Annotated in this window: 26 protein-coding genes and 2 pseudogenes; 11 read left to right on the top strand and 17 right to left on the bottom strand. The window is 60.2% G+C overall.

The features are described 5' to 3' along the window. Positions 1–73: 73 nt before the first annotated feature. From dnaJ to radC, 3 genes are all read left to right on the top strand, one after another. A complete protein-coding gene (gene dnaJ, locus DSM107133_RS00730; protein ID WP_114292461.1) occupies positions 74–1,228 on the top strand; it encodes a molecular chaperone DnaJ in 1,155 nt (384 codons plus the stop codon). A gap of 87 nt (positions 1,229–1,315) precedes the next feature. Then, on the top strand, positions 1,316–2,125 hold the full coding sequence (locus DSM107133_RS00725) for a class I SAM-dependent methyltransferase (RefSeq protein ID WP_162791977.1): 810 nt from the start codon (positions 1,316–1,318) through the stop codon (positions 2,123–2,125). Positions 2,126–2,168: 43 nt separating this feature from the next. After that, on the top strand, positions 2,169–2,918 hold the full coding sequence (gene radC, locus DSM107133_RS00720) for a DNA repair protein RadC (protein ID WP_114292459.1): 750 nt from the start codon (positions 2,169–2,171) through the stop codon (positions 2,916–2,918). On the opposite strand, the gene DSM107133_RS00715 is transcribed toward radC, so the two are convergent. The 3 genes from DSM107133_RS00715 to secA all read right to left on the bottom strand — a co-directional run bounded on the left by DSM107133_RS00715 (position 2,915) and on the right by secA (position 8,273). Further along, complete coding sequence (locus DSM107133_RS00715; protein WP_114292458.1) at positions 2,915–4,474, bottom strand: phosphate ABC transporter substrate-binding/OmpA family protein; 1,560 nt, start codon at positions 4,472–4,474, stop codon at positions 2,915–2,917. The genes radC and DSM107133_RS00715 overlap by 4 nt on opposite strands. A 21-nt stretch (positions 4,475–4,495) precedes the next feature. Then, positions 4,496–5,437 carry a hypothetical protein gene (locus DSM107133_RS00710; protein WP_114292457.1) on the bottom strand — a complete coding sequence of 314 codons (942 nt, stop codon included), beginning with the start codon at positions 5,435–5,437 and terminating at the stop codon, positions 4,496–4,498. Positions 5,438–5,564: 127 nt separating this feature from the next. Next, positions 5,565–8,273, bottom strand: coding sequence for a preprotein translocase subunit SecA (secA, locus tag DSM107133_RS00705; RefSeq protein ID WP_114292456.1), 2,709 nt, complete (start codon positions 8,271–8,273; stop codon positions 5,565–5,567). Positions 8,274–8,468: 195 nt separating this feature from the next. Between secA and DSM107133_RS00700 the strand changes: the two genes are divergently transcribed. From DSM107133_RS00700 to DSM107133_RS00690, 3 genes are read left to right on the top strand one after another with little or no spacing between them, the layout of a single operon-like run. After that, positions 8,469–9,320 carry a peptidylprolyl isomerase gene (locus DSM107133_RS00700; RefSeq protein WP_114292455.1) on the top strand — a complete coding sequence of 284 codons (852 nt, stop codon included), beginning with the start codon at positions 8,469–8,471 and terminating at the stop codon, positions 9,318–9,320. 2 nt (positions 9,321–9,322) lie between these two features. Continuing rightward, positions 9,323–10,549 (top strand): bifunctional glutamate N-acetyltransferase/amino-acid acetyltransferase ArgJ, encoded by a 1,227-nt coding sequence (gene argJ / locus DSM107133_RS00695; RefSeq protein ID WP_114292454.1) that lies wholly within the window; start codon positions 9,323–9,325, stop codon positions 10,547–10,549. A gap of 1 nt (position 10,550) precedes the next feature. Further along, entirely contained in the window at positions 10,551–10,949 is a 399-nt protein-coding gene (locus DSM107133_RS00690) for a (deoxy)nucleoside triphosphate pyrophosphohydrolase (RefSeq protein ID WP_114292453.1), read from the top strand. A gap of 106 nt (positions 10,950–11,055) precedes the next feature. Here DSM107133_RS00690 and DSM107133_RS00685 read toward each other — a convergent pair whose 3' ends face one another. Together DSM107133_RS00685 and DSM107133_RS00680 are read right to left on the bottom strand one after the other, a co-directional pair. Continuing rightward, complete coding sequence (locus DSM107133_RS00685) at positions 11,056–11,631, bottom strand: IS630 family transposase (RefSeq protein ID WP_243253569.1); 576 nt, start codon at positions 11,629–11,631, stop codon at positions 11,056–11,058. Next, a complete protein-coding gene (locus DSM107133_RS00680) occupies positions 11,628–11,825 on the bottom strand; it encodes a hypothetical protein (RefSeq protein ID WP_114294110.1) in 198 nt (65 codons plus the stop codon). Before DSM107133_RS00680 ends, DSM107133_RS00685 begins: the two co-directional genes overlap by 4 nt. Here DSM107133_RS00680 and DSM107133_RS00675 point away from each other — a divergent pair. Then, positions 11,819–12,109 carry a hypothetical protein gene (locus DSM107133_RS00675; protein ID WP_243253572.1) on the top strand — a complete coding sequence of 97 codons (291 nt, stop codon included), beginning with the start codon at positions 11,819–11,821 and terminating at the stop codon, positions 12,107–12,109. The two genes, DSM107133_RS00680 and DSM107133_RS00675, sit on opposite strands and share 7 nt — an antisense overlap. A gap of 22 nt (positions 12,110–12,131) precedes the next feature. Then, on the top strand, positions 12,132–12,263 hold the full coding sequence (locus DSM107133_RS24970; RefSeq protein WP_275890966.1) for a hypothetical protein: 132 nt from the start codon (positions 12,132–12,134) through the stop codon (positions 12,261–12,263). Between the two features lie 336 nt (positions 12,264–12,599). On the opposite strand, the gene infB is transcribed toward DSM107133_RS24970, so the two are convergent. The 6 genes and pseudogenes from infB to pip form a co-directional block, all read right to left on the bottom strand. Then, positions 12,600–15,089: a translation initiation factor IF-2 gene (infB, locus tag DSM107133_RS00670; protein ID WP_114293952.1), complete on the bottom strand. Its 2,490-nt coding sequence runs from the start codon at positions 15,087–15,089 to the stop codon at positions 12,600–12,602. A gap of 9 nt (positions 15,090–15,098) precedes the next feature. Next, a pseudogene (locus DSM107133_RS00665) lies at positions 15,099–15,721 on the bottom strand (RNA-binding protein). 22 nt (positions 15,722–15,743) lie between these two features. Beyond that, on the bottom strand, positions 15,744–17,369 hold the full coding sequence (nusA, locus tag DSM107133_RS00660) for a transcription termination factor NusA (protein ID WP_243253571.1): 1,626 nt from the start codon (positions 17,367–17,369) through the stop codon (positions 15,744–15,746). Next, a complete protein-coding gene (gene rimP, locus DSM107133_RS00655) occupies positions 17,369–17,905 on the bottom strand; it encodes a ribosome maturation factor RimP (protein WP_114293982.1) in 537 nt (178 codons plus the stop codon). Before rimP ends, nusA begins: the two co-directional genes overlap by 1 nt. Positions 17,906–18,099: 194 nt before the next feature. Then, complete coding sequence (locus tag DSM107133_RS00650; protein WP_240310557.1) at positions 18,100–18,948, bottom strand: ABC transporter substrate-binding protein; 849 nt, start codon at positions 18,946–18,948, stop codon at positions 18,100–18,102. Continuing rightward, positions 18,945–19,928: a prolyl aminopeptidase gene (gene pip, locus DSM107133_RS00645; protein WP_114293951.1), complete on the bottom strand. Its 984-nt coding sequence runs from the start codon at positions 19,926–19,928 to the stop codon at positions 18,945–18,947. Before pip ends, DSM107133_RS00650 begins: the two co-directional genes overlap by 4 nt. Before the next feature lie 49 nt (positions 19,929–19,977). Here pip and ubiG point away from each other — a divergent pair, with 49 nt between their 5' ends. After that, positions 19,978–20,724, top strand: a complete 747-nt coding sequence (gene ubiG, locus DSM107133_RS00640; protein WP_114293950.1) for a bifunctional 2-polyprenyl-6-hydroxyphenol methylase/3-demethylubiquinol 3-O-methyltransferase UbiG — start codon at positions 19,978–19,980, stop codon at positions 20,722–20,724. Here the strand turns inward: ubiG and DSM107133_RS00635 are convergent. From DSM107133_RS00635 to DSM107133_RS25035, 5 genes and pseudogenes are all read right to left on the bottom strand, one after another. Beyond that, on the bottom strand, positions 20,721–21,164 hold the full coding sequence (locus tag DSM107133_RS00635; protein WP_114293949.1) for a MarR family transcriptional regulator: 444 nt from the start codon (positions 21,162–21,164) through the stop codon (positions 20,721–20,723). The genes ubiG and DSM107133_RS00635 overlap by 4 nt on opposite strands. Positions 21,165–21,177: 13 nt before the next feature. Further along, entirely contained in the window at positions 21,178–22,008 is an 831-nt protein-coding gene (locus tag DSM107133_RS00630) for a carbon-nitrogen hydrolase family protein (protein ID WP_114293948.1), read from the bottom strand. Then, positions 22,008–22,265 (bottom strand): glutaredoxin 3, encoded by a 258-nt coding sequence (gene grxC, locus DSM107133_RS00625; RefSeq protein ID WP_114293947.1) that lies wholly within the window; start codon positions 22,263–22,265, stop codon positions 22,008–22,010. The genes DSM107133_RS00630 and grxC overlap by 1 nt, the downstream gene beginning before the upstream one ends. Positions 22,266–22,299: 34 nt before the next feature. After that, on the bottom strand, positions 22,300–22,830 hold the full coding sequence (locus DSM107133_RS00620) for a phosphoribosyltransferase family protein (protein WP_345889594.1): 531 nt from the start codon (positions 22,828–22,830) through the stop codon (positions 22,300–22,302). Positions 22,831–22,887: 57 nt separating this feature from the next. Then, a pseudogene (locus DSM107133_RS25035) lies at positions 22,888–23,034 on the bottom strand (double zinc ribbon domain-containing protein); the annotation flags it as partial. A 14-nt stretch (positions 23,035–23,048) separates the two neighbouring features. Between DSM107133_RS25035 and DSM107133_RS00615 the strand changes: the two are divergent. Further along, the gene (locus DSM107133_RS00615; RefSeq protein ID WP_114293945.1) at positions 23,049–23,867 is read left to right on the top strand and encodes a methyltransferase domain-containing protein; all 819 of its coding nucleotides are present in this window, start codon (positions 23,049–23,051) and stop codon (positions 23,865–23,867) included. A 52-nt stretch (positions 23,868–23,919) separates the two neighbouring features. Continuing rightward, a complete protein-coding gene (gene hemH / locus DSM107133_RS00610; RefSeq protein ID WP_114293944.1) occupies positions 23,920–24,981 on the top strand; it encodes a ferrochelatase in 1,062 nt (353 codons plus the stop codon). A 92-nt stretch (positions 24,982–25,073) separates the two neighbouring features. Here hemH and DSM107133_RS00605 read toward each other — a convergent pair whose 3' ends face one another. Beyond that, a complete protein-coding gene (locus DSM107133_RS00605; RefSeq protein WP_028955657.1) occupies positions 25,074–25,253 on the bottom strand; it encodes a hypothetical protein in 180 nt (59 codons plus the stop codon). Positions 25,254–25,325 lie beyond the last annotated feature (72 nt).

Below are 25,325 nucleotides of genomic sequence, written 5' to 3'. Positions count from 1 at the left end.
TCGTACGGAACCACTCAGAGGGCCGGTCCGATCTCCGGGCCGGCCCTCGACGTTCCAGACAAGGACATGACACATGGCAAAACGTGACTATTACGAGATCCTCGGGGTCGCGAAGGGCGCGTCTGCAGACGAGATCAAAAAGGGCTATCGCACCAAGGCCAAGGAACTGCACCCCGACCGAAATGCCGACAATCCCACGGCAGAAGCGCAGTTCAAAGAGGCCAACGAAGCCTACGAAGTTCTGAAGGATGCCGACAAGAAGGCAGCCTATGATCGCTATGGTCACGCCGCATTCGAAGGCGGCATGGGGGGCGGTGGACGCCCCGGTGGCGGCTTCGGTGGCGGCGGCCAGGGCGATTTCGGTTCGGCTTTTTCCGATGTCTTTGACGACCTGTTCGGCGACTTTATGGGCGGCCAGCGCGGCGGTGGCGGACGCCGTGCCGCGCGCGGGTCTGACCTGCGTTACAACCTGCGTGTGACGCTGGAAGACGCCTTTGCCGGTCTGCAAAAAACCATCAATGTGCCCACCTCAGTCTCCTGTAATGCGTGCAGCGGCTCGGGCGCTGAAAACGGGGCAGAACCCAGCACTTGCCCCACATGTTCGGGCATGGGCAAGGTCCGCGCGCAGCAGGGCTTTTTCACCGTTGAACGCACCTGCCCCACCTGTTCGGGGCTGGGCCAGATCATCAAGAACCCGTGCAAGTCCTGTCAGGGTGCGGGCCGTGTCGAAAAAGACCGCGCGCTGTCGGTGAACATCCCCGCCGGCGTCGAAACCGGCACCCGTATCCGTCTGGCCGGCGAAGGCGAAGCCGGTATGCGTGGCGGCCCAACCGGTGATCTCTATATCTTTATCGAGGTGATGGAGCACAAACTGTTCGAACGCGACGGCAACAACCTGTATTGCCGCGTTCCGGTCAGCATGGGCACCGCCGCATTGGGCGGCAGCATCGAAGTGCCCACCATCGACGGAGGCCGTGGCCGCGTGCAGATCCCCGCAGGGTCGCAATCGGGCCGCCAGATGCGCCTGCGCAGCAAGGGCATGCCCGCCCTGCGAGGCGGTGGACCGGGCGATATGTTCATTGAACTGGCGGTGGAAACGCCCGTCAACCTGACCAGCCGCCAAAAGGAACTGCTGAAAGAATTCGAAAACCTCTCGGAAGAGAACAATCCCGAATCCAGCAGCTTTTTCTCTTCTGTCAAATCCTTCTGGGATTCGATGAAGGGCTAGGAAACACGCGTTGGGGTGCGCAAGGCGCGCGCCCCTCGCACTTCCGCTCCTGCGTGATATACCCCGTTCAACGACATGGGGGTGCAGATGGACTATTCCGAATTCCGGCAGGACGAAATCAACGGCTGGTCGCAGCGTGCGGGTGGCTATGGCAAGGCGACCGCACTGGCCACCGTCCAGACCATCCCCGCGCTGCTGGCCGCTGTGCGGCTGTATCCCGGCGCACGGATGCTGGATGCGGGCTGTGGCCCCGGCTATGCCGCTGGCGCCGCAATGGCCCTGGGTGCGTCCTGTGTGGGCGTGGACAACGCCCCCGCGATGATCGACGCCGCCCACACCCGCTATCCCGGAAGCGAATTCAAAACCGGCGACATCGAGGCGCTGGATTTCCCCGATCACAGCTTTGACGTTGTGGTGGCCAATATCGTGCTGTTCCACGTCACCAATCCGCGCAGATCCATCACCGAAGCCTTTCGCGTGCTGCGCCCCGGCGGGCGGTTTGCGTTCAGCCAGTGGTGCGGGCCGGACCAGTCTGACTGTTACCGGATGATCTATGATGTCATCTCGGCCCATGCCGACATGACACTGGCCAGCCCTGCCCCGAACGCCTTTGATCTGTCGCAGCCCGATCATGCCAGATCTGTGCTGGAACAGGCCGGTTTTACCGATACGGCCACCGCCCATGTACCAAATGTTCTGCGCACCGGTGCCGCCAGCTTTTACGATTTCTTCATGCAATTCGGGGTACGCATCCCGCTGATCATGCAACGTCAAAGCGCCGAGGTGCAGGCCGCCGTGCGCGCCGAGATTGACGCCCGCGCGGAAGATTTCAGGGTGGGCGACGCATTGCATGTTCCGATGCCCAGCATCGTGGTGTCAGGCCAGCGTCCCGCCTGAGACGTTAACCGCATGGTAACCTTCGGCACGCCAATCTGGCGGCATGTCCAGCTTTGCCGAACAGCCCCTGCCCTTCGACTTTGACGAGGCGACCCCCGCGGCGCTGCCTGCGGGCCCGCGTCCGTCGTATATTGCCGATCATCGGGCCCGCTTGCGCGCCCGCTTCATGGCCGGTGGTGCGCAGGCGATGCCCGATTACGAAATGCTGGAACTGGTGCTGTTTCGCGCCATCCCGCGGCGCGATGTGAAACCGCTGGCCCATGCATTGATGGAAAAGTTTGGCGACTTTAACCGCGTCATTACTGCCCCCGAACCCCGCCTGCGCGAGGTCAAGGGCGTGGGCGATGCCGTGGTGGTCGAGTTGAAGGTTGTCGAGGCGGCTGCACATCGTATGGTGCGGGCCAAAGTGTTGAACCAACACGCGATTTCCAGTTGGGATGCGCTGGTTGACTATTGTCACACGACGATGGCCCACCGCGAGACAGAGCAATTCCGCGTGCTGTATCTGGACCGCAAAAACGTGTTGATCGCTGACGAGGAACAGGCCAAAGGCACCGTTGATCACGTTCCGGTCTACCCGCGCGAAGTGGCCAAAAGGGCGCTGGAGCTGAACGCATCGGCGCTGATTCTGGTGCACAATCACCCCTCGGGCGACCCGACCCCCAGCCAGTCTGACATTGCCATGACCCAACAGATCGAAGCCGCCTGTATCGCCCTGGGTCTGTCGCTGCACGATCACCTGATCGTCGGCAAATCACGCGAGCTGAGCTTTAAGTCAGAAGGGTTTCTTTAACGCACCCAAACCTCGACACGGCGGTTGGCCTGCCGACCCCACCCGCTGTCGTCACAGGCCATTGGCAAAGCCTCGCCAAAAGCATCGACGTCCAGCGTGACCCGTTTGGTGTCTTCACTCTGGGCCGCTTCCATAATCGCGCGGCGCACCGCGTCGGCACGACGCAAGGCAATGTTGCGATTCGCGGCAGCGGGTCCTTCTCCATCGCTGAACCCCACGAACAGAATGCGCCGCGCGTCATAGGTGCCTACCTCCATCGAGCGGGCCAGTTGCTGCACGTTGCTGCGCGATTGCGCGTCCAGCCGGATGGATCCCGCTTCGAACCGGAAGGACGTGGTCAGCCGTGCCATACCGTCCAGCGTGCGCACCATGCGTTGTAGTTCTTCCAGCGACACTTCGGGGCCCGCGATGCTGATGGCATTGGCAAAGCGGTTGCCTTGCATATCAATCGGCACCTCTTCGGGCGACTGGTCGACAAAACCGGCGCGCCGGATCACCACCTGCGCGGTGGGACCACGGGTAAAGGCCAGAAATTCGCGCGCGATCTTGGGCAAGCGTCGTGCGGGCAGATACAGAAACATCGGCGCGGTCAGCGGATAATCTTCGGTCTTGATGGTGCGCCGCTCCGCCTCAAGCGAAAACCCGCAGCCGCCGGTCAGCACAAGCGGCACCGTATTGCCCACCTCGGCATAGCTGGCAATGCCGATGGCAAAAGGGTCATCCATCACCGCATTGGCAAGCTCGGTGCCGATAGGGTGGCGCACAACGCTGTCAGCGAACTCCAGGCGCACGGGTTGCATCACCTGGTCGGCCACAGCCTGTGCCAGCCCTGTGCCGGCCTGTGGCAGATGCAGTGAAATCGGCGCATCCACGCCGCCCAGATCCTGCCAGTTGGTCACCTGCCCCGCAAACACCTGCGCCAGATTTGAGGGCGAAATGCTGCGCACGGGATTTCCCGGTGCCACCACGGGCACAACGGCATCCAGCGCCAACACACGGCTGCGGTGCAAACCGGTCATATCGCCCATTCCGGCCTCGCGCGCGCGCTGCCGCTCGCCCGGGCGGATCTCGCGCAGGGCCATGACAATGTCGGCCTCGTTGGCCAGCAGATCGGCGAATCCTTCGTCGGTGGTGGTAACGCGGAAATTGAACCGCGCCGCCAGTTTGCCTGTTTCGGTGTTGGTCAGAAGATAGCTGAACCGGTTGTCGTCCACGGGTTCGCGCGTGGCCTCATATCCGGCGCGCTGCGCAAAACCTTCGACCAGCGCGGGCATCAGAACCGCCCCCATCGTGGTCGAGCCGGACACAGCCAGATTGGCGACAAAATCCTGAAGGTTGGGGCAGGCAGGACCCTCGCACAGCACGCCAGAGCTGTCGACGGTCAGTTCCCCGTATTCGGTTTCAAGCCGGTAGAACTCACCGTCAAAGCCCAGCAACGTGCCGCTCAGTTCGACCCCGCCATCGCGCGAGGTCAGCGTGACATCCTGCGCAAACGCAGAAAATGGCAAACCGAAAAGGAAAAGTGCGGCGAAGGCCGCCGCACGTTTCATAGTCATGATGAAACCCCGTGACGCGAATTACTTTTGCGCGACTGTCAGGTCTTGGATCAGATTGTTCAATACCAGAAAGCTACCGATTGTGTCACAACCGGGCATCGCCAACGTCAGGTTGCGGCTGGTAATGTCACCGTTGTTCACCTCAAGCGACTGGGCTTCGATTTCCAGACCGCAGTTGAACAGGCTCACTTCCGCCTCGACACTCAGGTCGACGATCCCGTTGTGACGGGACGTGCCGGATGGATAAGTATAGACGTCGGCCATCAGGGCATCCGGAGCAGTTTCGTCGCCCAGCCGCATCAGGAAGCCTCCTTCGCCACTGATCGCCTCGACCGGATCACCCGGCGCGCCTGCCCAGATATCGTGCTGGCTGCCGTAATCTGCGCCGAATTCGCGCGCGTGAATTTCAAAACCCGCATCGCCTTTCCATTGCAGGGCGACGCGGTCGAACTGGTCCAGGCTGGGCACAGGTGTCTGCACCACGGCGCCATCGCCATTGGCAAAGGCCACGACAATCACCGCCGGGTCGACCAGCACAGGCATCGACATTTCAAGATTGCCCGCCGCGTCGGTTGTTTCCGAGAATTTCAGGCCACTGTGATGGACGACCAGACGTTCATTTGGAAAGCAGGGCGCTGCCAGTGACAGTTCAACCAGACCAAGGCCAGAGGGAATCGCGGTGGCCGCGACCTTGCAATCCTGGCTCGCGACCAGATCAGCGGGGTCTGCCGGATCTTCGCCCAGGGCAGATGTCAGCGTGATGTCATGTACGTCCAGAATCGGGCCATCCAGCGCCGAAGTATCGACATCTTCAACAGGCAACTGAACCTGAACCGGTGCTTCTGCCGGCGTTTCCGACCCATAAAGCACCTTGGCGGTTTCGCTGCTTTGCATGACAAAACCGATACCTACAGCACACGCCAGTGTACCAGCCGCAGTCGCGATCTTCTTAGTATAGGCCATAGATCCTTCCCCTCACAATATTGGGTCAGAATCGTATTTGGCAGAAAAACGCGGCCAAGTTATGGCCGGCTAGCCGGGTTTAAGGCGCAACTATGTCATTGTCGCAGGGTGTCGCGCGGGGCGCCTGTCAGGTCAGGCGCCCGTGGCAATGTTTGAATTTCTTGCCTGATCCACAGGGGCACGCCTCGTTCCGGCCGGGGTTACCCCATGTGGTCGGATCGTTTTCGTCAAAGCCTGTTGCAGCGGCCTCGGCTGTTGGTGCGGGCGTTTGCGCGTCTTGTGCGCTTTGGGCGGCCTGTTGCAGCTCTGCCTGCTGCGCGGCGGCCTGTGCCAGCATCTCGGCACGCTCTTCTTCCGTCATCGGACGGATTTGCGCCAGCTTCTGTGTCACGTCCTCGCGCAACGAATCCAGCATCACTTCGAACAGCTGGAAGGCTTCGTTCTTGTATTCGTTCAGCGGGTCGCGTTGGGCATAGCCGCGGAACCCGACAACCGAGCGCAAGTGATCCAGCGTCAGCAGGTGTTCGCGCCACTTGCCATCAATGGCCTGCAACAAAATCTGTTTCTCGATCAGGCGCATGTTTTCAGGACCGAACTGTTCGGCCTTTTGCACCATAAGCTTGTTCGTGGCTTCGACCAGACGCTCACGCACCTGCTCGTCGTCTACGCCATCCTCTTCGGCCCATGCCATCACCGGCACGTCGACGCCCAGATTTTCGATCACGGCGGCGTACAGCCCTTCGGTGTTCCACTGATCCGCATAGGTGCCCTGAGGCATGTATTGGTCGATCAGATCGTCAATCACCTGTTCACGCATGTCCGAGGCGATTTCCGACAGGTCCTCGGCCTCCATGATGTCGCGGCGCTGGCTAAAGACCACCTTGCGCTGGTCGTTCATCACGTCATCGAATTTCAGCAACTGCTTGCGCATGTCAAAGTTGCGGCCTTCGACCTTGGCCTGTGCGCGCTCCAGCGATTTGTTCACCCAGGGGTGAATGATCGCCTCGCCTTCTTCCATGCCAAGGGTCTTCAGAACCTTGTCCAGCCGTTCCGAGCCGAAAATACGCATCAGGTCATCTTCGAGCGACAGATAGAACGACGTGCGCCCTGGGTCGCCCTGACGGCCCGAACGGCCACGCAGCTGGTTGTCGATCCGGCGGCTTTCGTGACGCTCGGATGCCAGAACGAACAGGCCGCCTGCCGCCAGAACCTTTTGTTTCTCGTCCTCGTGCTCGGCTTCGATCCGCGCGCGGATCGCTTCGGGGTCGGCGTCAGGGTCGGCGGTCAGCGCCTCTAGCACCTTCAGATCGACGTTGCCGCCCAGCTGAATGTCGGTGCCGCGTCCGGCCATGTTGGTGGCGATGGTCACAGCGCCGAACTTGCCCGCATCCGCGATAATCTGCGCTTCCTGCTCGTGCTGGCGCGCGTTCAGAACGTTGTGCGGAATACCCTTTTCGGTCAGCAGGGCGCTGAACATCTCGGATTTTTCGATCGACGTGGTGCCAACCAGAACCGGCTGGCCTTTTTCATGCGCTGTTTTGATCTCTTCGATCATCGCCGCATATTTCTCGGTCGCGGTGCGGTACACGCGGTCGTCTTCGTCGACACGGGCAATGGGGCGGTTGGTGGGCACTTCAATCACGCCCAGACCGTAGATTTCGCCAAACTCTTCGGCTTCGGTCAGCGCTGTGCCGGTCATGCCCGCCAGTTTGCTGTACAGGCGGAAATAGTTCTGAAAGGTCACGCTGGCCAGCGTCACGTTCTCGGGCTGGATCTTGACGCCTTCCTTGGCCTCAATCGCCTGATGCAGACCCTCGGACAGACGACGCCCGGCCATCATGCGGCCGGTAAATTCATCAATCAGCACGACCTCGTCGTCGCGCACGATGTAATCCTTGTCTTTCTGGAACAGGGTGTGCGCGCGCAGACCCTGGTTAACGTGGTGCACAATCGACGTGCTTTCGGGATCGTACAGGGTCATCCCTTCTTCGATCAGACCGCGCGCCAGCAGTTGCTGTTCCAGAAACTCGTTACCTTCTTCGGTGAAGGACACGTTGCGGGTTTTCTCGTCGACCGCATAGTGGCTTTCGTCCAGCAGCGGAATCACCGCGTCGATGGTCTGGTACAGTTCCGAGCGGTCATCCAACGGACCCGAAATAATCAGCGGTGTGCGCGCTTCGTCGATCAGAATGCTGTCGACTTCGTCCACAATCGCGAAATTGTGACCACGCTGGACCATCTGGCCCAGCTCGCTTTTCATATTGTCGCGCAGATAGTCGAAACCAAGCTCGTTGTTGGTGGCATAGGTCACGTCACAGGCATAGGCCGCCCGCTTGTTGTCCTCGCCCATACCGTTCCAGGCACAGCCACTGGTCAGACCAAGGTGGGCGAACACTTTGCCCATCCATTCGGCATCCCGTTTGGCCAGATATTCGTTAACCGTGACCACATGCACGCCCTTGCCCGTCAAGGCATTCAGGTAGGCAGCGAATGTGGCCGTCAGGGTCTTGCCCTCACCGGTTTTTTGTTCGGCAATATTGCCCCGATGCAGGAAAATCGCACCCATCAGCTGGGTATCGAACGCCCGCAGGCCCAGCGCACGGCGGGCGGCTTCGCGGCAGTTTGCAAAGGCTTCCGGCAACAAATCATCAAGGCTTTCACCTTCGAGCGCCCGTTTGGCCAGCTCTTCGGTTTTGTCTTTCAAACCGATGTCGCTCAGCGCCTCGAATTCGGGCTCCAGCGCGTTGATTTGCGCGACCAGCGGGCGCACCGCTTTGATCGTGCGATCATTAGGGGTCCCAAAGACTTTTTTGGCGAGTGTTCCGATACCGAGCATGCGTTCTCCAGCCGATCTTGTGTCAGGTTGCGCAGCATCTGCTTGTCGGCGCCACGTGCAGCCCATAGATACAGGGTCAAGCCGATCCTGGCCGCGCCCATAGGGCGATGTAAGGGTCACATGAAACCGTGTCAATGTCGCGTCCGGCCACGAGGGGCCGCAGGATGCGCGGCAGCAACTGAACAGGACCAATCCATGCTTAAACGTCTCGCCATTCTGCCCGCTGTTGCGGTTGCTCTTACCTTGTCCCAGCCGCTGTATGCGCAGGATGAAACACCCCAGCTGTCCACCGTTGTTGCCACTGTGAACGGGGTCGACATCACACTGGGCCACATGCTGGTGGCCAAGGCGACCCTGCCCCAGCAATACCAGCAGCTGCCCGACGAAGTGCTGTTTCCGGGGATCCTTGACCAGTTGGTCCAGCAAACCGCGCTGCAACAAAGCTATTCGGGCGAACTGCCCAAACGCGTTGAATTGTCGATGGAAAACGAGCAGCGGTCGCTGGTCGCGGGCGAAGCCATCGAAAAGATTCTGGCCACAGCCGTGACAGACGAGGCTTTGCAGGCCGCTTATGACGCGACCTATGCCAACGCCGAGCCGACCAAGGAATTCAACGCGAGCCACATTCTTGTTGAAACCGAAGACGAAGCCAAAGCCATCGTTGAAGAGCTGAAAGGCGGCGCAGATTTCGCAGCCACCGCGCGCGAAAAATCCACGGGCCCGTCCGGCCCCGGAGGCGGTTCGCTGGGGTGGTTCGGTCCCGGCGCCATGGTCCCCGAATTTGAAACTGCCGTTGCGACAATGGAGCCCGGCGACATTTCCGATCCGGTTCAAACCCAGTTCGGATGGCATGTCATCAAACTGAACGAGGTGCGCAACGCCGAAGCCCCCGCACTGGAAGACGTGCGCGCCGAGCTTGAGCAGCAAGTGCGCTCGGAAGCCGTGGCCGCAGCCGTTGACGCGCTGGTGGCCGACGCTGACGTAAACCGTGACGGTGCCGAAGGGATGGATCCCTCGGTGCTGAGCACTGTCAAACTGGGCGAATAAACATGGCTGGCAAAATCGCACTCTCTCCGCTGGCGCCCGAACGCTTTCCCGATCTGCCTGTGGTGGACGGTGTGACTTTTGCCACCATCGCCGCCGGCGTCCGCTATGCCGGGCGCACCGACGTGATGCTGGCCAAACTGGTCCCGGGCACGGCCATCGCGGGCGTGTTCACACGCTCGTCGACCCGTGCGGCACCGGTCCTGGACTGTCAGGCCAAGCTGGGCGGTGACCCGGCCGGCGGCGCGGCCTTCCTTGTGAACTCGGGCAACGCCAATGCCTTTACCGGCAAACACGGTGTCGACTCCGTCCACGAAATCGTCGAGGCGGTGTCGATCAACTGCGGCGTGCCCTCTGCCCGCGTGTTTACATCGTCGACTGGTGTGATTGGCGAACCGCTGCCGCACAACCGTGTAGTGGCCAAGCTGGGGGAACTGAACAGCGCCCTGCGCGAAGACGGCATTGCCGACGCCGCCCGCGCCATCATGACCACTGATACATACCCCAAGGGCGCAGTAGAGACTGTAGACGTCGACGGCAAGACCATCACCATCGCAGGCATTGCCAAAGGATCGGGCATGATCGCGCCGGACATGGCAACGATGCTGGTCTATATCTTTACCGACGCCCGCATCGCGCAGGACAACCTGCAAGCCATCGTATCCACCGCAGCCGATATGACCTTTAACTGCATCACCGTCGACAGCGATACGTCGACTTCGGACAGCGTGCTGATGGCCGCCACTGGTGCTTCTGACGTCGATGTCACGGGCGATGCCACCTTTGCCGATGCGGTCCACCGCTTGATGCAGGATCTGGCCTTTCAGGTCGTGCGCGATGGTGAAGGGGCGACGAAGTTTGTTGAAATCACGGTTTCCGGTGCGGATACCGCCGCCAATGCCAAGGTTCACGCGATGGCCATTGCCAATTCGCCGCTGGTGAAAACCGCTATCGCCGGGCAGGATCCCAACTGGGGTCGTGTTGTCATGGCCATCGGGAAATCCGGTGCCCCGGCCGACCGCGATTTGCTGAGCATCCGATTTGGCGATGTGGTCGTGGCCGAAAACGGCTGGGTCAGCCCCAATTACTCCGAAGCCGAAGCTGCCGCGCACATGAAGGGTGAAGAGATCAACATTACAGTCGATCTGGGGTTGGGCGAAGCCACGGCGACCGTGTGGACCTGTGACCTGACCCACGCCTACATCGACATCAACGCCGACTACCGGTCGTAAGATGAAGGTTGTTCTGGTCTCTGCCGTCGCTTTGATTGATGTGGACGGGCGCGTGCTTTTGGCACAGCGCCCCGAAGGCAAGTCGATGGCCGGCCTGTGGGAGTTCCCCGGCGGCAAGGTCGAAACGGGCGAAACCCCCGAAGCGGCCCTGATTCGCGAATTACACGAAGAACTGGGTATAGATACATGGCAAAGTTGTCTCGCGCCCCTGACCTTTGCCAGCCACAGTTATGATGATTTTCACCTTCTGATGCCGCTGTTTGCCTGCCGGAAATGGGCCGGGACACCTATGTCGAAGGAAAATCAAGACCTTAAATGGGTCAGGCCAAATGATCTGAAGAACTATCCCATGCCCGCAGCAGACGTTCCGTTAATTCCGGTTTTGCGCGACTGGCTGTAACAATCGGGTTTGATTGTCATAGTTTTAGAAAAAATCATCTTTTTTTTCGTTTTTTGTAATTTTTTTATGACTTGTTCAGAAAGTTGCCGCTTAAAGCATTTCTAATTTAACCTGAGGCATATCCGGCAGCCTGAAAGTAGTTTGTACACTCCTGCGGGGAGTACATTGCGCAGATTTCGCCAAGGGCTTCGAACACCGAGGTGAATGATCGCGCACTGATGCGTCTGAGGTGAGCCTTCAATTTGGAGAAAGCCAACTCAATCGGGTTCAGGTCTGGCGAATATGGCGGCAGATAGAGGAACCAGCATCCATGAGCCTTGAGCGCCGCAGCGGCTTCTTTGTTGTGATGCGTCGCGAGGTTGTCGAGAACCACGGCTGTGCCTGGCGCGATCTCAGGGATCAGGACCTTTTGCACATAGGCCGCGAAGGCAGGACCATCCATCGCGCCTTTGATCACCCAAGGTGCGATCAGAGACTCATGTGTTAGCCCCGCAATCAGGGTTTGGGTTCCCCAACTGCCGAAGGGCGCATCCATCGTCAGGCGTTCGCCACGCGGGGCCCAGCCGCGCAGCCGGGCGAGGTTCGTTTTGACCGCTGTTTCATCAAGAAAGACAACGCGTTCCGGCATCCGCGCAATGGCTGGCAAACGGTGTGTGAACCAGTCCTCACGTCGTCGCCTCACCTTGGCACGGTGACGTTCGGTAGCGACCAGTGACTTTTTTTGTGCGTGAACCCGAGACGCTTTAGCAGATGCCCGATAGCAGAGTGCTGGACCTGCAGTCCGGTTGCATCAGCAAGCGCATCACGCAGCTCAAACAGTGTGATATCAGGGTCTTGAGCAATCAACTCTTCGAAAAAACCAACATGGGGTGCCAATTTTCCTGACCCTTTTGGACGACCCTGTACGGCAGGATCAGCCCGGCCCGTCGTTTGGATCTGATGCCGCCACCGGGCGCCCGTTGCTGGCGACAGCTTCAAGCGTGCTGCCGCCGCTCGCCCGCTTAACCCTTCCTCAATATATCTCTGAAACCGCGCACGTAGCGCTGATGGCAAAGGTGCTGACATTGTTCATCCTCCCAAACAGGATGAATCACAATCAGGCCAGTTTGGGAATCCCCAGCGATTCAGGTTTTGTTAGAAACGCTTTAATAGGGCTATGAACGTCTTTGGGGAGAGATAAATATGCTGAAAACAATCTTGCTGGGCAGTTGCGTATTCGTTCAAGGCACCTTTGTACGGATGCTGCCAGACGGCCGTATGAGTGTGAATCTCGATGGTCGGATCTATTCGGGTGCGCCGGTCAAAGCGGCCTGAAGTTAGGGTCTGGACCCATTGATCTTACGTCGTCAGTTTGACAGATTTTTCCGCTGACAAGCAGCATCTGTGCAGGAATAGTGGTTCTATTTCAAACAGATGCGCCGCAGGCTGCGGGAAAATCCGTCAAACCCGCAGGGCGGAAATTTCACTTCATTTCAGTGGCTTGGGCCGCTTGCAAATAGAACCACTATTGGCAGCACGACCCAAACCACTGAAATTTCGTGAAATTGCCGCTGACAACGTAAGATCAATGGGTCCAGACCCTAACTCACGGAAAAGAAAAAGGGACGGCTCCTTGCGGGGCCGTCCCTTTTCTATTTCTGATCAGACGGATCACGCCAGCGTGCGTGTCACCTCTTCGCGTTCGAAAATCTCGATCACATCGCCTTCGCGAATGTCGTCATAGTTCTCGAACGCCATACCGCATTCCTGACCCGACTGAACATCCGACACTTCGTCTTTGAAGCGTTTCAGCGTTTTCAGCGTGCCTTCGTGGATCACAACGTTGTCACGCAGCAGACGCACACCAGCGCTGCGGCGTGCGACGCCTTCGGTCACCAGACAGCCTGCGACCTTGCCGACACCTGTGACCTTGAAGACCTCTTTGATATTGGCGTAACCAATGAAGTTTTCTTTGATCTCGTTGCTCAGCAGACCCGAAGCAGCCGCTTTCACGTCATCCACAAGGTCATAAATCACCGAATAATACCGGATCTCGACGCCCTTCTGGTTGGCAGTGTTGCGCGCGGATGCGTTCGCACGGACGTTAAAGCCCATGATCGGCGCGCCCGAAGCCTCGGCCAGACCCACATCGGTTTCGGTAATGGCACCAACACCCGAGTGCAGCACGCGCACGCGCACCTCGTCGTTGCCGATTTTCTCCATCGCCTGAACAATCGCTTCCGCAGAACCCTGAACATCGGCTTTGACCAGAATCGGCAGTTCGCTGACGTTTTCGTTTTCCTTGGCGTTCGCCATCAGCTGTTCCAGCGTCGTGGCGGCACCGGCAGCGGCGCGTTTGTCCTTGGCGGCTTTTTCGCGGTATTCAGCGATTTCGCGCGCCTGCGCTTCGGTTTCGGTCACGTTCAGCACGTCGCCCGCTTCGGGCGTGCCGTTCAGACCCAGAACCTCGACCGGAACCGACGGACCGGCTTCCTTGATACGCTCGCCCTTGTCGTTGATCAGCGCACGGACCTTGCCGTACTGCTCGCCCACAACAAAGATGTCGCCCTGACGCAAAGTGCCGTTCTGGATCAGAACCGTGGCCACAGGACCGCGACCCACGTCAAGCTGCGCCTCGATCACGGCGCCCTGGGCGGCGCGATTCGGGTTAGCTTTCAGTTCCAACAGTTCGGATTGCAGCGCGATGGCTTCCAACAGATCGTCCAGGCCGTCACCATTGATGGCCGACACTTCAACGTCCTGCACTTCGCCCGACATTTTTTCGACGATAACTTCGTGCTGCAACAGGTCGGTGCGCACTTTGTCAGGGTTTGCACCCGGTTTGTCGATCTTGTTGATCGCGACAATCATCGGAACCTTGGCGGCCTTGGCGTGGTTGATCGCCTCGACCGTCTGCGGCATCACGGCATCATCCGCTGCAACCACCAGAACCACGATGTCCGTCACCTGCGCACCGCGCGAGCGCATCGACGTAAACGCCGCGTGGCCCGGAGTATCAAGGAACGACAGAACGGCACCCGTATCGGTCACAACCTGATAGGCACCGATGTGCTGGGTGATGCCACCGGCCTCGCCCGCAACAACCTTGGCGTTGCGGATTGCGTCCAGCAGCGATGTTTTGCCGTGGTCAACGTGGCCCATGATCGTGATGACCGGAGGACGCGGTTGCAGATCTTCGGGTTTGTCTTCGACTTCGTGGATTACCTGTTCGACGTCAGCGTCGGACACGCGGTTCACGGTGTGGCCGAATTCTTCGATGATCAGCTCGGCTGTGTCGGCGTCGATGGTCTGGTTTTGCGTAACCATCATGCCCATTTGCATCAGCGATTTGACGACATCGCCCACGCGCTCGGCCATACGGTTGGCCAGTTCCGACACAACAATGGCTTCGGGCAGGTTGACGGTGCGCGTGACCTTTTCACGCTCGACCGAACCACCCATCGCTTTTTGGCGCGCACGCTCTTGCTTGCGCTTCATTGCGGCCATCGAACGCTGACGGCCCCCTTCGCCACCAGACAAAGCCTGGTTCAGCGTCAGTTTACCGGAACGGCGGCCATCGTCAGCACCCTTGTTACGGGCGTTGCGTTGATCGGCATCGCGATCCTTCTTGCGCGCGGCGTTCGCATCCTGCGGCGCAGGGCGCGACGGCGCGGCACGCTGGGGTTGGTCCACATCGGCAGGCGGCGGCGGTGCAGCAGCAGCCTGGGCAGCAGCCTCGGCTTCACGCTTCTTGCGCTCTTCCTCTTCGGCTTTCGCCTTCAGGCTTTCCTCGCGCTCGCGCTCTTCCTGCTCTTTGGCTTCCTGCTCGGCGCGGCGACGCTCGCGATCTTCGGCGCGTGCTTTTTCTTCCGCTTCGCGCGCGGCGGCCTCTTCGGCCTCACGCGACCGTGCAGCCTGAACGGCCTTCAGGCGACGTTCCATTTCCGCATCGGTAATCCCTGCGGGACGTTTGGCCGGATCACCCAGCGATGGATTGCCAGACCCACCTTTGGCCGCACCTGTCTTGGGCACCACAACGCGTTTGCGTTTGGTTTCGACGACGACGTTCTTGGTCCGCCCGTGGCTGAAACTCTGTTTCACATTCCCCGGACGCGCGCCACCGCGCAAACCCAATGTCTTTTTACCGTCTGTATCGCTCATCTAGCTCGTCTATCCTTCCAGATGGCCCCTGCCATCTATGCGTTTGGGCGCAAACCCTTCAGCCTTTGGGCTTCCTCTACAACACGTTGCGTGAGTCCACCAGAGGCGAGCGCCCCATGTATCACAGTTTGACGTCCGAATGCCAAACCCAATTCATCCGCGCTGAGCCAGCCGATGTAGCTGCCATAGTGCGGAGTGCTCAGTTTTGTCTTACCGCGGGCAGAACCGTCCACAGCCTGGATCAACACTTCGGCCTCTTCGGTCTGAAGCCAGGTCTTGACCTTTTCATAGCCCGCCACGGCGCGCCCCGATTTACGGGACAGTGCTATCAGGTCGACAACACGGCGCGCCAACTGCCGCTCCACTTCGTCCACCAGATCTTCTTGTACCGTGACCTGCATTTTCGCACCGCGCGAAAACAGCTTTTTGGTCACGGCCTTTTGTATCGCATCCCGATCCGCCGCGACATAAATGCCCCGGCCCGGCAGTTTTCCTGCAATATCAGGGAAAATCTGCATATCAGGGCCCACCACGAACCGGACCAACCCATATTTAGGCTGGACCTCGCCCGTGGCAATGCACTTGCGTTCTGGACCGTCTTCACGGTCTTTGGTGGCGCCACCGCGTGCCATCAGCGTCCTCCGAAGCCCCCGATCAGGCCTCGGCTTCCTCCGACTCTTCGCCGTCCTCGTCGCCAAGATCTTCATCGTCGGCTTCCAGCTCGGTCGGATCGACCCAACCCAGCAGAACGCGCGCGGTCATGATCAAGGTCTGCGCTTCTTCCAGGCTTACGTCGAAGGGCTCCAGCACACCGTCGTCCTTGACGCGTTCGCCATTGACCGTGGTCCAGCCGCCGGCCAGTTCCCAGTCAGCGCAGGTGGCAAAGTCTTCCAGCGTTTTGACGTCGTCCTTGGCCAGTGCCTCGATCATTTGGGGTGTCAGACCCTCAAATTCAACCAGGCTGTCTTCAACACCCAGTTCACGGGCGGCGGCAAGGGCAGCTTTGTTCTGCTCGGACAGCACGTCACGGGCGCGGGCTTGCAGTTCGTTCGCAGTGTCCGAATCAACCCCGTCAATGACCAGCAGTTCGTCCTGCTCGACATAGGCGACCTCTTCAAGGCTGGTGAACCCTTCGGCAACCAGCAACTGTGCAAAGAATTCGTCCAGATCCAGATTGTCCATGAACAGCTTGGTGCGCAGTTCGAATTCGGCCTGACGACGGGCCGATTCTTCGGCTTCGGTCATGATGTCGATGTCCAGACCGGTCAACTGCGACGCCAGACGCACGTTCTGGCCACGACGGCCAATCGCCAGCGACAGCTGCTCTTCGGGAACCACAACTTCGATCTTGCCCGCTTCTTCGTCCAGAACAACCTTGGTCACTTCTGCCGGTTGCAGCGCGTTCACAAGGAACGTGGGCTGGTCGTCGTTCCACGGGATAATGTCGATCTTTTCACCCTGAAGCTCGTTCACAACGGCCTGAACCCGGCTGCCGCGCATACCGACGCAGGCGCCGACGGGGTCAATCGAGTTGTCATAGCTGATCACGGCAATCTTGGCGCGCGAACCGGGGTCACGGGCAACGGCCTTGATCTCGATGATGCCGTCATAAATCTCGGGCACTTCCATCTTGAACAGCTCGGCCATGAATTCCGGCGCGGTACGCGACAGGAAAATCTGCGGGCCGCGCTGCTCGCGGCGCACGTCCTTGATATAGACGCGGATACGGTCGTTCGGGCGATAGCTTTCGCGGCCGATTTTCTCGTTGCGACGCAGGATCGCCTCACCCGCGCCCACATCGACGATGACGTTGCCGTATTCCTCGCGTTTGACCAGACCGTTGATGATCGTGCCTGCGCGATCCTTGAATTCTTCGTACTGGCGGTCACGCTCGGCCTCGCGGACCTTTTGCAGGATCACCTGCTTGGCCGACTGCGCAGCGATGCGGCCCATTTCCACGGGCGGCACTTCTTCGACCAGCGTATCGCCAATCACGGGATCGGCCATGTACTGTTTGGCCTGCTCGACAGTGAACTCGGCCTGATAGTTTTCCAGCTCGTCATCTGCAACCACGGTGCGCACGCGCGTAAACGTGGCGCGGCCGGTCTTGCGGTCGATGGCGACACGAATGTCCATTTCAGCGCCGTAGCGGCTTTTGGCGGCACGGGCGAGCGACTCTTCCATCGCCTCGATGACCAGACCGGGGTCGATCATCTTTTCACGCGCAACGGCCTCGGCGGTTTGCAACAGCTCAAGCTGGTTTGCAGATGTAATTGCCATCAGTCTTTCTCCTCATCGGACCCTTCGGTCTCAATATCGTCAAATGCGTCTTCGTTCAGAACACCGGCCTGTTTGCGCTGGCGCAGCATTTCCTTGATCAGGTCGTCGGTCAGCACCAGTTTGGCATCGCTGAGCCATTCGAATTTCAGGCCGATCGTGCCTTCGTCGATGTTGATCAACACCTCGTCGTCCTCGACACCGGCCAACTCGCCCTTGAACCGGCGGCGACCGTCGATCAGCTCGTCGGTTTCCAGCTTGGCCTCGTAACCCTCGAAGGTCGCAAAATCCTTCAGCCGGGTCAGCGGACGGTCGATGCCGGGGCTGGACACTTCCAGCGTATAGGCATCCAGAATCGGGTCTTCGACGTCCAGCGTGGCGCTGACGGCGGTCGAAATCTCGGCCAGATCATCCACCTCGATCCCGCCATCGGGACGTTCGGCCATGATCTGAAGGATCGATTCCTTGCCGCTCATCAGGCGGACACGCACCAGCTCGAAGCCCAGATCCTCGATCACCGGTGTGATGATCTCGGCCATGCGGCGGTCGATGGCAGCTTTGGCAATCAGGTCGTTTACGGTCACGTTCTTATTTCCAAGCAGTTTCTGGCAGACACAAAAAAACGGGCGCGCGGCCCGTTGCTCTTTCTCGGTGGAGCGTCGGGTTTGGACCCCAGCGCGCCGCTGTTAAGGGCGTATACGCCGACAGGCCTGCAACTACAAGCCCCCTTGGATTACACCCGCCACCAGCGTTCCGCCATACGCAGATCGTCCAGCGCCTGCCGTGTGCCAATTTCCGCCGGAACGCCGATGTCGCGGTGTACGATCTGCTGGCAGCGGGCGGCGTCAGGCAGGTACATGAACGCACGGTCATCGGCCAACGCCTCGGCGCCCGAGACATCAGCGGCATCCACCAATCCGGCGCGCAACGCCTCGGCGCGCACCTCTTGCGCGGGAATCGATACGAATTCGACCGTGTCAAACCAACCCGCCCTGTCGTTCTTATAATGGTCCGTTACGCGCACGCCGATAAACTGGCGACCCGAATCGAATTTCTGAACACGATAAAGACCCGTTCCAACCCCTTGCGCCCAGGCTTTTGTATCCGCCGGACGGATCAGCACACCCGACAACAGATAGGGCAGATCGGCCTGCGCCTGCGTCAGTTGCACCACCACACGTCCCATACCGTCAGCGCGCACGGTGCCGTCTATGTGGCCAGACAGGCTGGCGACAACATCCTGCGCGCGCAGCGTGGTGTCATCGTGAAACATCACGCCATTGCGCAGATCAAAGGCCCAGGTATGGCCGCCATCGGTGCCCGACCATCCCGTCGCCAGCGCCCCGCGCAAACTGCCATCTGCGGCCACTTCGGTCAGCGCCTCGAACACCGTGTGCTGGGCCGCCATCATGAACAGCCCGTTCGGCGCCCGATTCCATCCGTCGTCGCGTGACGCCCCCGACAGTGCCGCACGCAACCGCCCGCCCGAACGCGGCACCATCTGTGCCTGCACGCCGGTGGCCGCCAGCAAGGCCGCAGCCGCACCCGAAGCAAACAATGCACGCCGGTCCATCCGCTTCATCCCATCAACTCCGTCTGGCCGATGCGGTCCATGGTGCGCACCAGTTCCGAACTGATCCCAGGTTCGGACAGCGCATGGCCCGCATTGCGCACCATTTTCAGCGTGCCACGGGGCCAGCGTTGCACGATGGCATAGGCGCTGTCGGGTGGGCAGATCATGTCATAACGGCCCTGCACCACGGTCCCCGGAATATCAGCAATGCGGTCCATGTTGGCCAGAATCTGGCCGTCAAACTCAAGAAAGCCGCCATTGATGAAATAGTGGCTCTCGAGCCGCGAAAAGGCCCGCGCATATTCACCCGGCGCTTCGCCGCCCATGCCGTTGCTGTGGATCGAAGCCAATGCATTTTCCCACGACGCCCAGGCGCGGCCGTATTTGGTTTCTTCCATCCGGTCGCCGCTGAACAGCCGCTTGTGGTAGGCCGCCACCAGATCGCCACGCTCGTCCTCGGGGATCAAAGCGACAAAGCGCGCCCAGACCTCGGGCCAGAACTTGCCCGCGCCGCCGCCATAGAACCAGTCGATCTCGGCCTTGGTCATGGTAAACACGCCGCGCAACACCAGCTCGCGCACGCGGTCGGGATGGGTCTGGGCATAGATCAACGCCAGCGTGGCCCCCCAGCTGCCACCGAACGCGATCCACCTGTCGATGCCCAGCGCCTCGCGGATCATCTCGATATCATGCACCAGATGCCAGGTTGTGTTGTTGTCGATCACCGCATGGGGGCGCGACCGTCCGCAGCCGCGCTGATCGAACAGCACCACGCGAAACAAAGCTGGATCGAAATACCGCCGCATCGTCGGGCTGCACCCGCCGCCGGGGCCACCGTGCAAAACCACCACAGGAATCCCTGACGGATTGCCGCACTGTTCGACATAAATCTTGTGCCCGTCGCCCACATCCATCATCCGCTGGTCGAAAGGGTCGATCGGCGGGTACAGATATTGCACTGCGCGTTTTTGATCCGGGTACTTGTCCATGACCGTCCTATATAGGGTGCAAGGAACAATTGAGCATATGGAGAGCAGAATGCAAGCGCATCACGGCACCGTTGATCCCGCAGAGGTCGCTAAATTCGAAGCGATGGCCGCCGAATGGTGGGATCCCACGGGGAAATTCAAGCCGCTGCACATGCTCAACCCCTGTCGGCTGGACTATATCACCACGCAGATCGCCGCCGAGTTTGACCGGGATCTGAAAGCGCCCGATGCCTTTGCGGGCCTGCGCATTCTGGACATCGGCTGTGGCGGTGGGCTGCTGGCCGAACCGATGGCGCGACTGGGCGCCGATGTTGTGGGGGCCGATGCCGCGGCGGGCAACATTCCGGTGGCGCAGGTTCATGCGCAGCAATCCGGGCTCGAGATCGACTATCGCCACACCACAGCCGAAGACATGGCCGCAGCGGGCGAACAGTTCGACGTGGTGCTGAACATGGAAGTCGTCGAGCACGTGTCCGACCCTCTGGCCTATCTGACCGCCTGTCGCGAGTTGCTGAAACCGGGCGGGCTGCACATCTGTTCAACCCTGAACCGCAACCCGAAATCCTTTGCCATGGCCATTATCGGTGCCGAACACATCATGCGCTGGCTGCCCAAGGGCACCCATGAATGGTCAAAGTTCATTACCCCGGACGAGCTGTTTGACTTGCTCGCACGCGCGGGGCTGGAACCGGTCGACCGGCAGGGATTCGTGTTCAATCCGCTGACATGGGCGTGGCGTCTGTCGGATCGGGATCTGAGCGTGAACTATGTCACAGCCAGCCTGAAACCGCGCTAGGGCTTATCCGCCAATTGGTTGCGCAACTCGCGCAGCGTCGGAATCGCCGCACGCACCTGATCTTCGCCAACCTTGTCGACCAGATCGCGGAACAGCGGCGCAATGGCCGACACGGCAGCGTCGCGGGCCTGTGCGCCTGCGGGGCTGATCGCCACGAGCTTGCGCCTTGCATCATCCCAATCGGGCCGGATGTGGATGTAACCCTGCCATTGCAGCTTGCGCAGCGTGTTGGTCATCGCGCCGCGCGTCACGTTGAATGTCTCGGCGAGTTGCGCAGGCGTGCGTTCGCCGTGATGCCACGCCAGGCTGTTCAGAACCGAAAAGTGCGAAATTTCCATGCCTTTGGGCAGCACCCGCCCCAATCGGGTGCGCACAGTTTGATCGGCGGCCAGAACCTCGCTGAACAGCGTGATGGCCAATGCGTCCTTTTCCTGTGTCATATGCCTTTCGGGCTCATGGTCCGTCAAATTCACGTGCGTTTTCCAGCGCCGGAATGCGGCGGCGGGCGTCCGTGACCCTGTCAATATCCAGATCGAACACCGAAAATCCCGGCTCCGTACCTGCGTCGACTATTACATCGCCCCACGGGTCAACCACAAGGGAATGCCCAAAAGTTGTGCGCCTCTGACCCGACGTCGCGGGATGTGTACCCGTCTGTGCCGGCGCCAGAACCCAAGCGCCGCTTTCGATGGCCCGCGCCCGCAACAGGCTGTGCCAGTGCGCGGCCCCGGTGACGGGCGAAAACGCCGATGGATAGACCAGAACCTGCGATCCCGACTGCACCAACGCCCGCGACAAATGACCAAAGCGCATGTCATAGCAGGTGGCCATACCCAACCGGAAACCCGGCATATCGGCCACCACCGCACGGGTGCCGGGCCGATAGCCTGCGGATTCGCGATAGGTTTCGCCATCGCCAATCTGCACATCGAACATATGGATCTTGTCATAGCGCGCGCGAATGCCGCCATCCGGCCCGATCAGGAACTGACGGTTGGCAAAGCGTCCGTCCGCATCGTCGGTCTTGACCGCAAGCGACCCGATCAGCAGCCAGATGCCAAGTGCAGCCGCCTCGGCCCGCAGTCCTGCCAGCGTTATATCTGACGATTCGTCCTGCAACACCGACCGCTGGTGGTCACGGTTCATCGAAATGCAGTTGGTGACCTCGGGCGTCAGCACAAACTGCGCGCCCGCCTTCACCGCGGCGCGCAGCAGCGCCTTGGTCTGCTCCAGATTGGCCGCCGGATCATCCCCGACGTTCAGTTGTAGCAGCGCAGCCTTCATCAGGCAGCCAGCAGCGCGTCCAGCTTGCCCTGACGCTCCAACGCAAACAGATCGTCACAACCGCCCACATGGTCGTTGCCGACAAAGATTTGCGGCACAGTGCGGCCCCCGTTGGCGCGCTGGATCATCTCGGCCTTGCGCTCGGGGTTGGACATGACGTCGACTTCGACAAAATCCACGCCCTTCTGATTCAACAGCTGCTTGGCACGATGACAAAAGCCGCAGATCGGCGTGGTGTAAATTTCGACAGGTTTCATGGCGGTTTCCTGGATAAAGGTCGTTTTCCTTTATCTAGGGGTCTTTTGTCACGCGCGCCAGTACCACAACGCAGACCCGCCCTGCACCTGCGTCCTTCAGGGTGCGCGTTGCTTCCCCCAAAGTGGCCCCCGACGTCATAACATCATCAACCAGCAGCACCGGACGGCCGGCGACAATGCGGTGCGCCCGCCTGGAGTTCAGGCCCAGCACGCCGTCCAGCGTCGCCTGTCGCTGTACACGGTCCATGCCGTCCAGACTGCGGGTGCGGCGCTTGCGCACCAGCAGGTCAAGACAGACCGGCAGTTGCAACCGCTCAGCCATCGCCCGTGCCAACAGAGCCGACTGATTGTAACGGCGCATCAACAGGCGTGTCCAATGCAGCGGCACCGGAACCACCAGTGTGTCAGGCGTCACAATATCCTGCACCGCCCGCGCCATCCATCCGCCCGCAGGCACAACCACCTCTTGCTTGTCGGCGTGCTTCAGCCCCAGAACAAGGCTGCGTGCCCGATCGCGATAGACCAGCGCCGCGCGCCCCTGATTCCAGGGTGGCGGATGGGACAAACAACCATCACAGTGCGCCGCATCCGCGCCCTGCTGTCCGGGCAAGGGGCCGCCGCAGGAATCACATATGGCACCGCCCACAAATGGTGTGTCGCGCCAGCAACTGCCGCACAAGCCAAAGTCGTCATTCACCACAGTCCCGCATCCCAGACATCGCGCCGGATAAACAATGGAAAGGGCCGTTTGTAACCGCGTCGCAACCATTCTATCTAAGCTCCATGAACGCACCTGCACCCTTGACCGACACCGCCGCCCTGACCGCCCGCCGCCGCCGGGCGCGGGCCGATGCCATGTTCCTGCACCACACGGCGCGGGAGGAAATTCAGGATCGTCTGGAACTGGTTAACAGGGCGTTTAAACACGCTGTGGTTGTCACAGGATTTCCGCAGCTGTGGGAAAACCTGTCCGCTGACTGCGCTATTGTTTCCGAACAGGAAACGCTGCCCTTGCAGCCAGCCGCGCATGATCTGGTTGTACATGCCATGGGATTGCACTGGGCCAATGATCCGGTTGGACAACTGATCCAGTGCCACCGCGCGCTAAAGCCGGACGGTCTGTTTCTGGGCGTGTGTTTCGGTGGTCAAACCCTGCACGAATTGCGCGCCTGTCTGGCAGAAGCCGAAGTGGCGCAGACCGGCGGGCTGAGCCCGCGCATCGCCCCGATGGGCGAAGTGCGCGATCTGGGCGCTTTGCTGCAACGGGCCGGCTTTGCCCTGCCGGTCGCAGACGTGCTGACGCAACGGGTCGAATACAAATCCCCCCTGCACCTGATGCATGACCTGCGCGCCATGGGCGAGACCAACGCGCTGACAGGACGTCTGCGCAGACCCACGCGAAAGGCAGTGATGACGGACGCGATGGCGCGCTATCAGTCAGCATTCGGCACCGACACGGGCCGCGTCACAGCCACCTTCGATCTGGTGTTCCTGGCCGGATGGGCGCCCGATGCCAGCCAGCCAAAGGCGCTGCGCCCCGGATCAGCCCAACAAAGACTGGCGGATGCGCTCAATGTCGCAGAGCGGCCCTTGCCAGATTGAACTCGTGACAAAACCCGCTATGTCTCTGGCGACCCGAACAGCGGAAAATCTCATGCCCGATACCCAGCCCGTCGCCCAAAGCCCTGCCCACGCAACGCCAGATCATCCGGCCATCCCCGCCGAGCGAGTCGGCGTTCTGCTGGCCAATCTGGGCACGCCGGACGGCTATGACTATTGGTCGATGCGCCGCTATCTCAGCGAATTCCTGTCCGACCGCCGCGTGATCGATTACTCACCCTGGCTGTGGCAACCGCTGTTGCAGACCGTGATTCTGACAAAGCGGCCCTTTAGTTCGGGCAAAGCCTATAAATCCATCTGGAACGAGGCCGAGAACGAAAGCCCCCTGCTGACCATCACCAAGGCGCAAACCGCAGCAATCGCGAAATCCATGCAAGACCGTTTTGGCGATAGCGTGATGGTCGATTACTGCATGCGGTACGGCAATCCGTCGACAGCCTCCAAAGTGCGCGCACTGACCGAAGCAGGCTGTCGCAAGATCCTGTTTTTCCCGCTGTATCCGCAATACGCAGGCGCGACATCGGCCACCGCCAACGATGCGTTCTTTGACGCATTGCAAAAGGAAACCTGGCAGCCCGTGGCCCGCACGGTTGCGCCCTATTTCGACCGGGCCGATTACATAGACGCGCTTGCCCAGTCGATCGAACGCGGCTACGCGCAGGCCGCCAAACGGCCCGATATTCTGCTGTGTTCCTATCATGGTGTGCCCCAGCGGTATCTGACGCAGGGCGATCCCTATCACTGCCAATGCCACAAAACGACGCGACTGCTGAAAGAGCGGCTGGGCTGGGACGATACCGAGATCATGACCACTTTCCAGTCCAAGTTCGGCCCCGAAGAGTGGCTGCAACCTTACACCGTGGAAGAAGTCGCGCGGCAGGCCAAGGCGGGCAAGAAATCAATCGCCGTGTGTGCGCCAGCATTCTCGGCGGATTGCATCGAAACACTGGAAGAGATCAACGAAGAAATTCGTGAAAGCTTTGAACATGCAGGTGGCGAAAGCTTTACCTATATTCCCTGCCTGAACGACGAACCGGCGCATATTCAGGCACTGTCGAACGTGATTGCGGAGAACCTGCGCGGCTGGCTGGTCTAGCGGCGTCCGCGCGGCCCCGCCGACAAACCAATCACGGGACAAAAAAAAGGCGGCACCGAAGCACCGCCTTTTCTATTGGTGCGAAGCGTCGCTTAGTCAGCAACAGCTGCAGCCACCAGTGCCAGAAGCAGCAGGGGCAGCAGGATGCCGGAGGACGAAGAAGTAGCTTCTTCAACCACGACGGGTGCTTCGATGATCGGATCGGCAGGAGCGCCGGCGAATGCGGTAGTTGCAGCAGCTGTCAGAGCGGCGGCGAGAACGAGTTTTTTCATGTTAACCTCCAGAAAAAGCGCGCCAGCAAATGTGCAGACGCGCACCCAAGACTTACCTCGTATCTCTTTGTA

The organism is Pseudosulfitobacter sp. DSM 107133, from assembly GCF_022788695.1.
Taxonomy (GTDB): Bacteria; Pseudomonadota; Alphaproteobacteria; order Rhodobacterales; family Rhodobacteraceae; genus Pseudosulfitobacter.
Note: the sequence above shows the minus strand (reverse complement) of the source record. Positions and strands in the feature narration are given on the sequence as shown.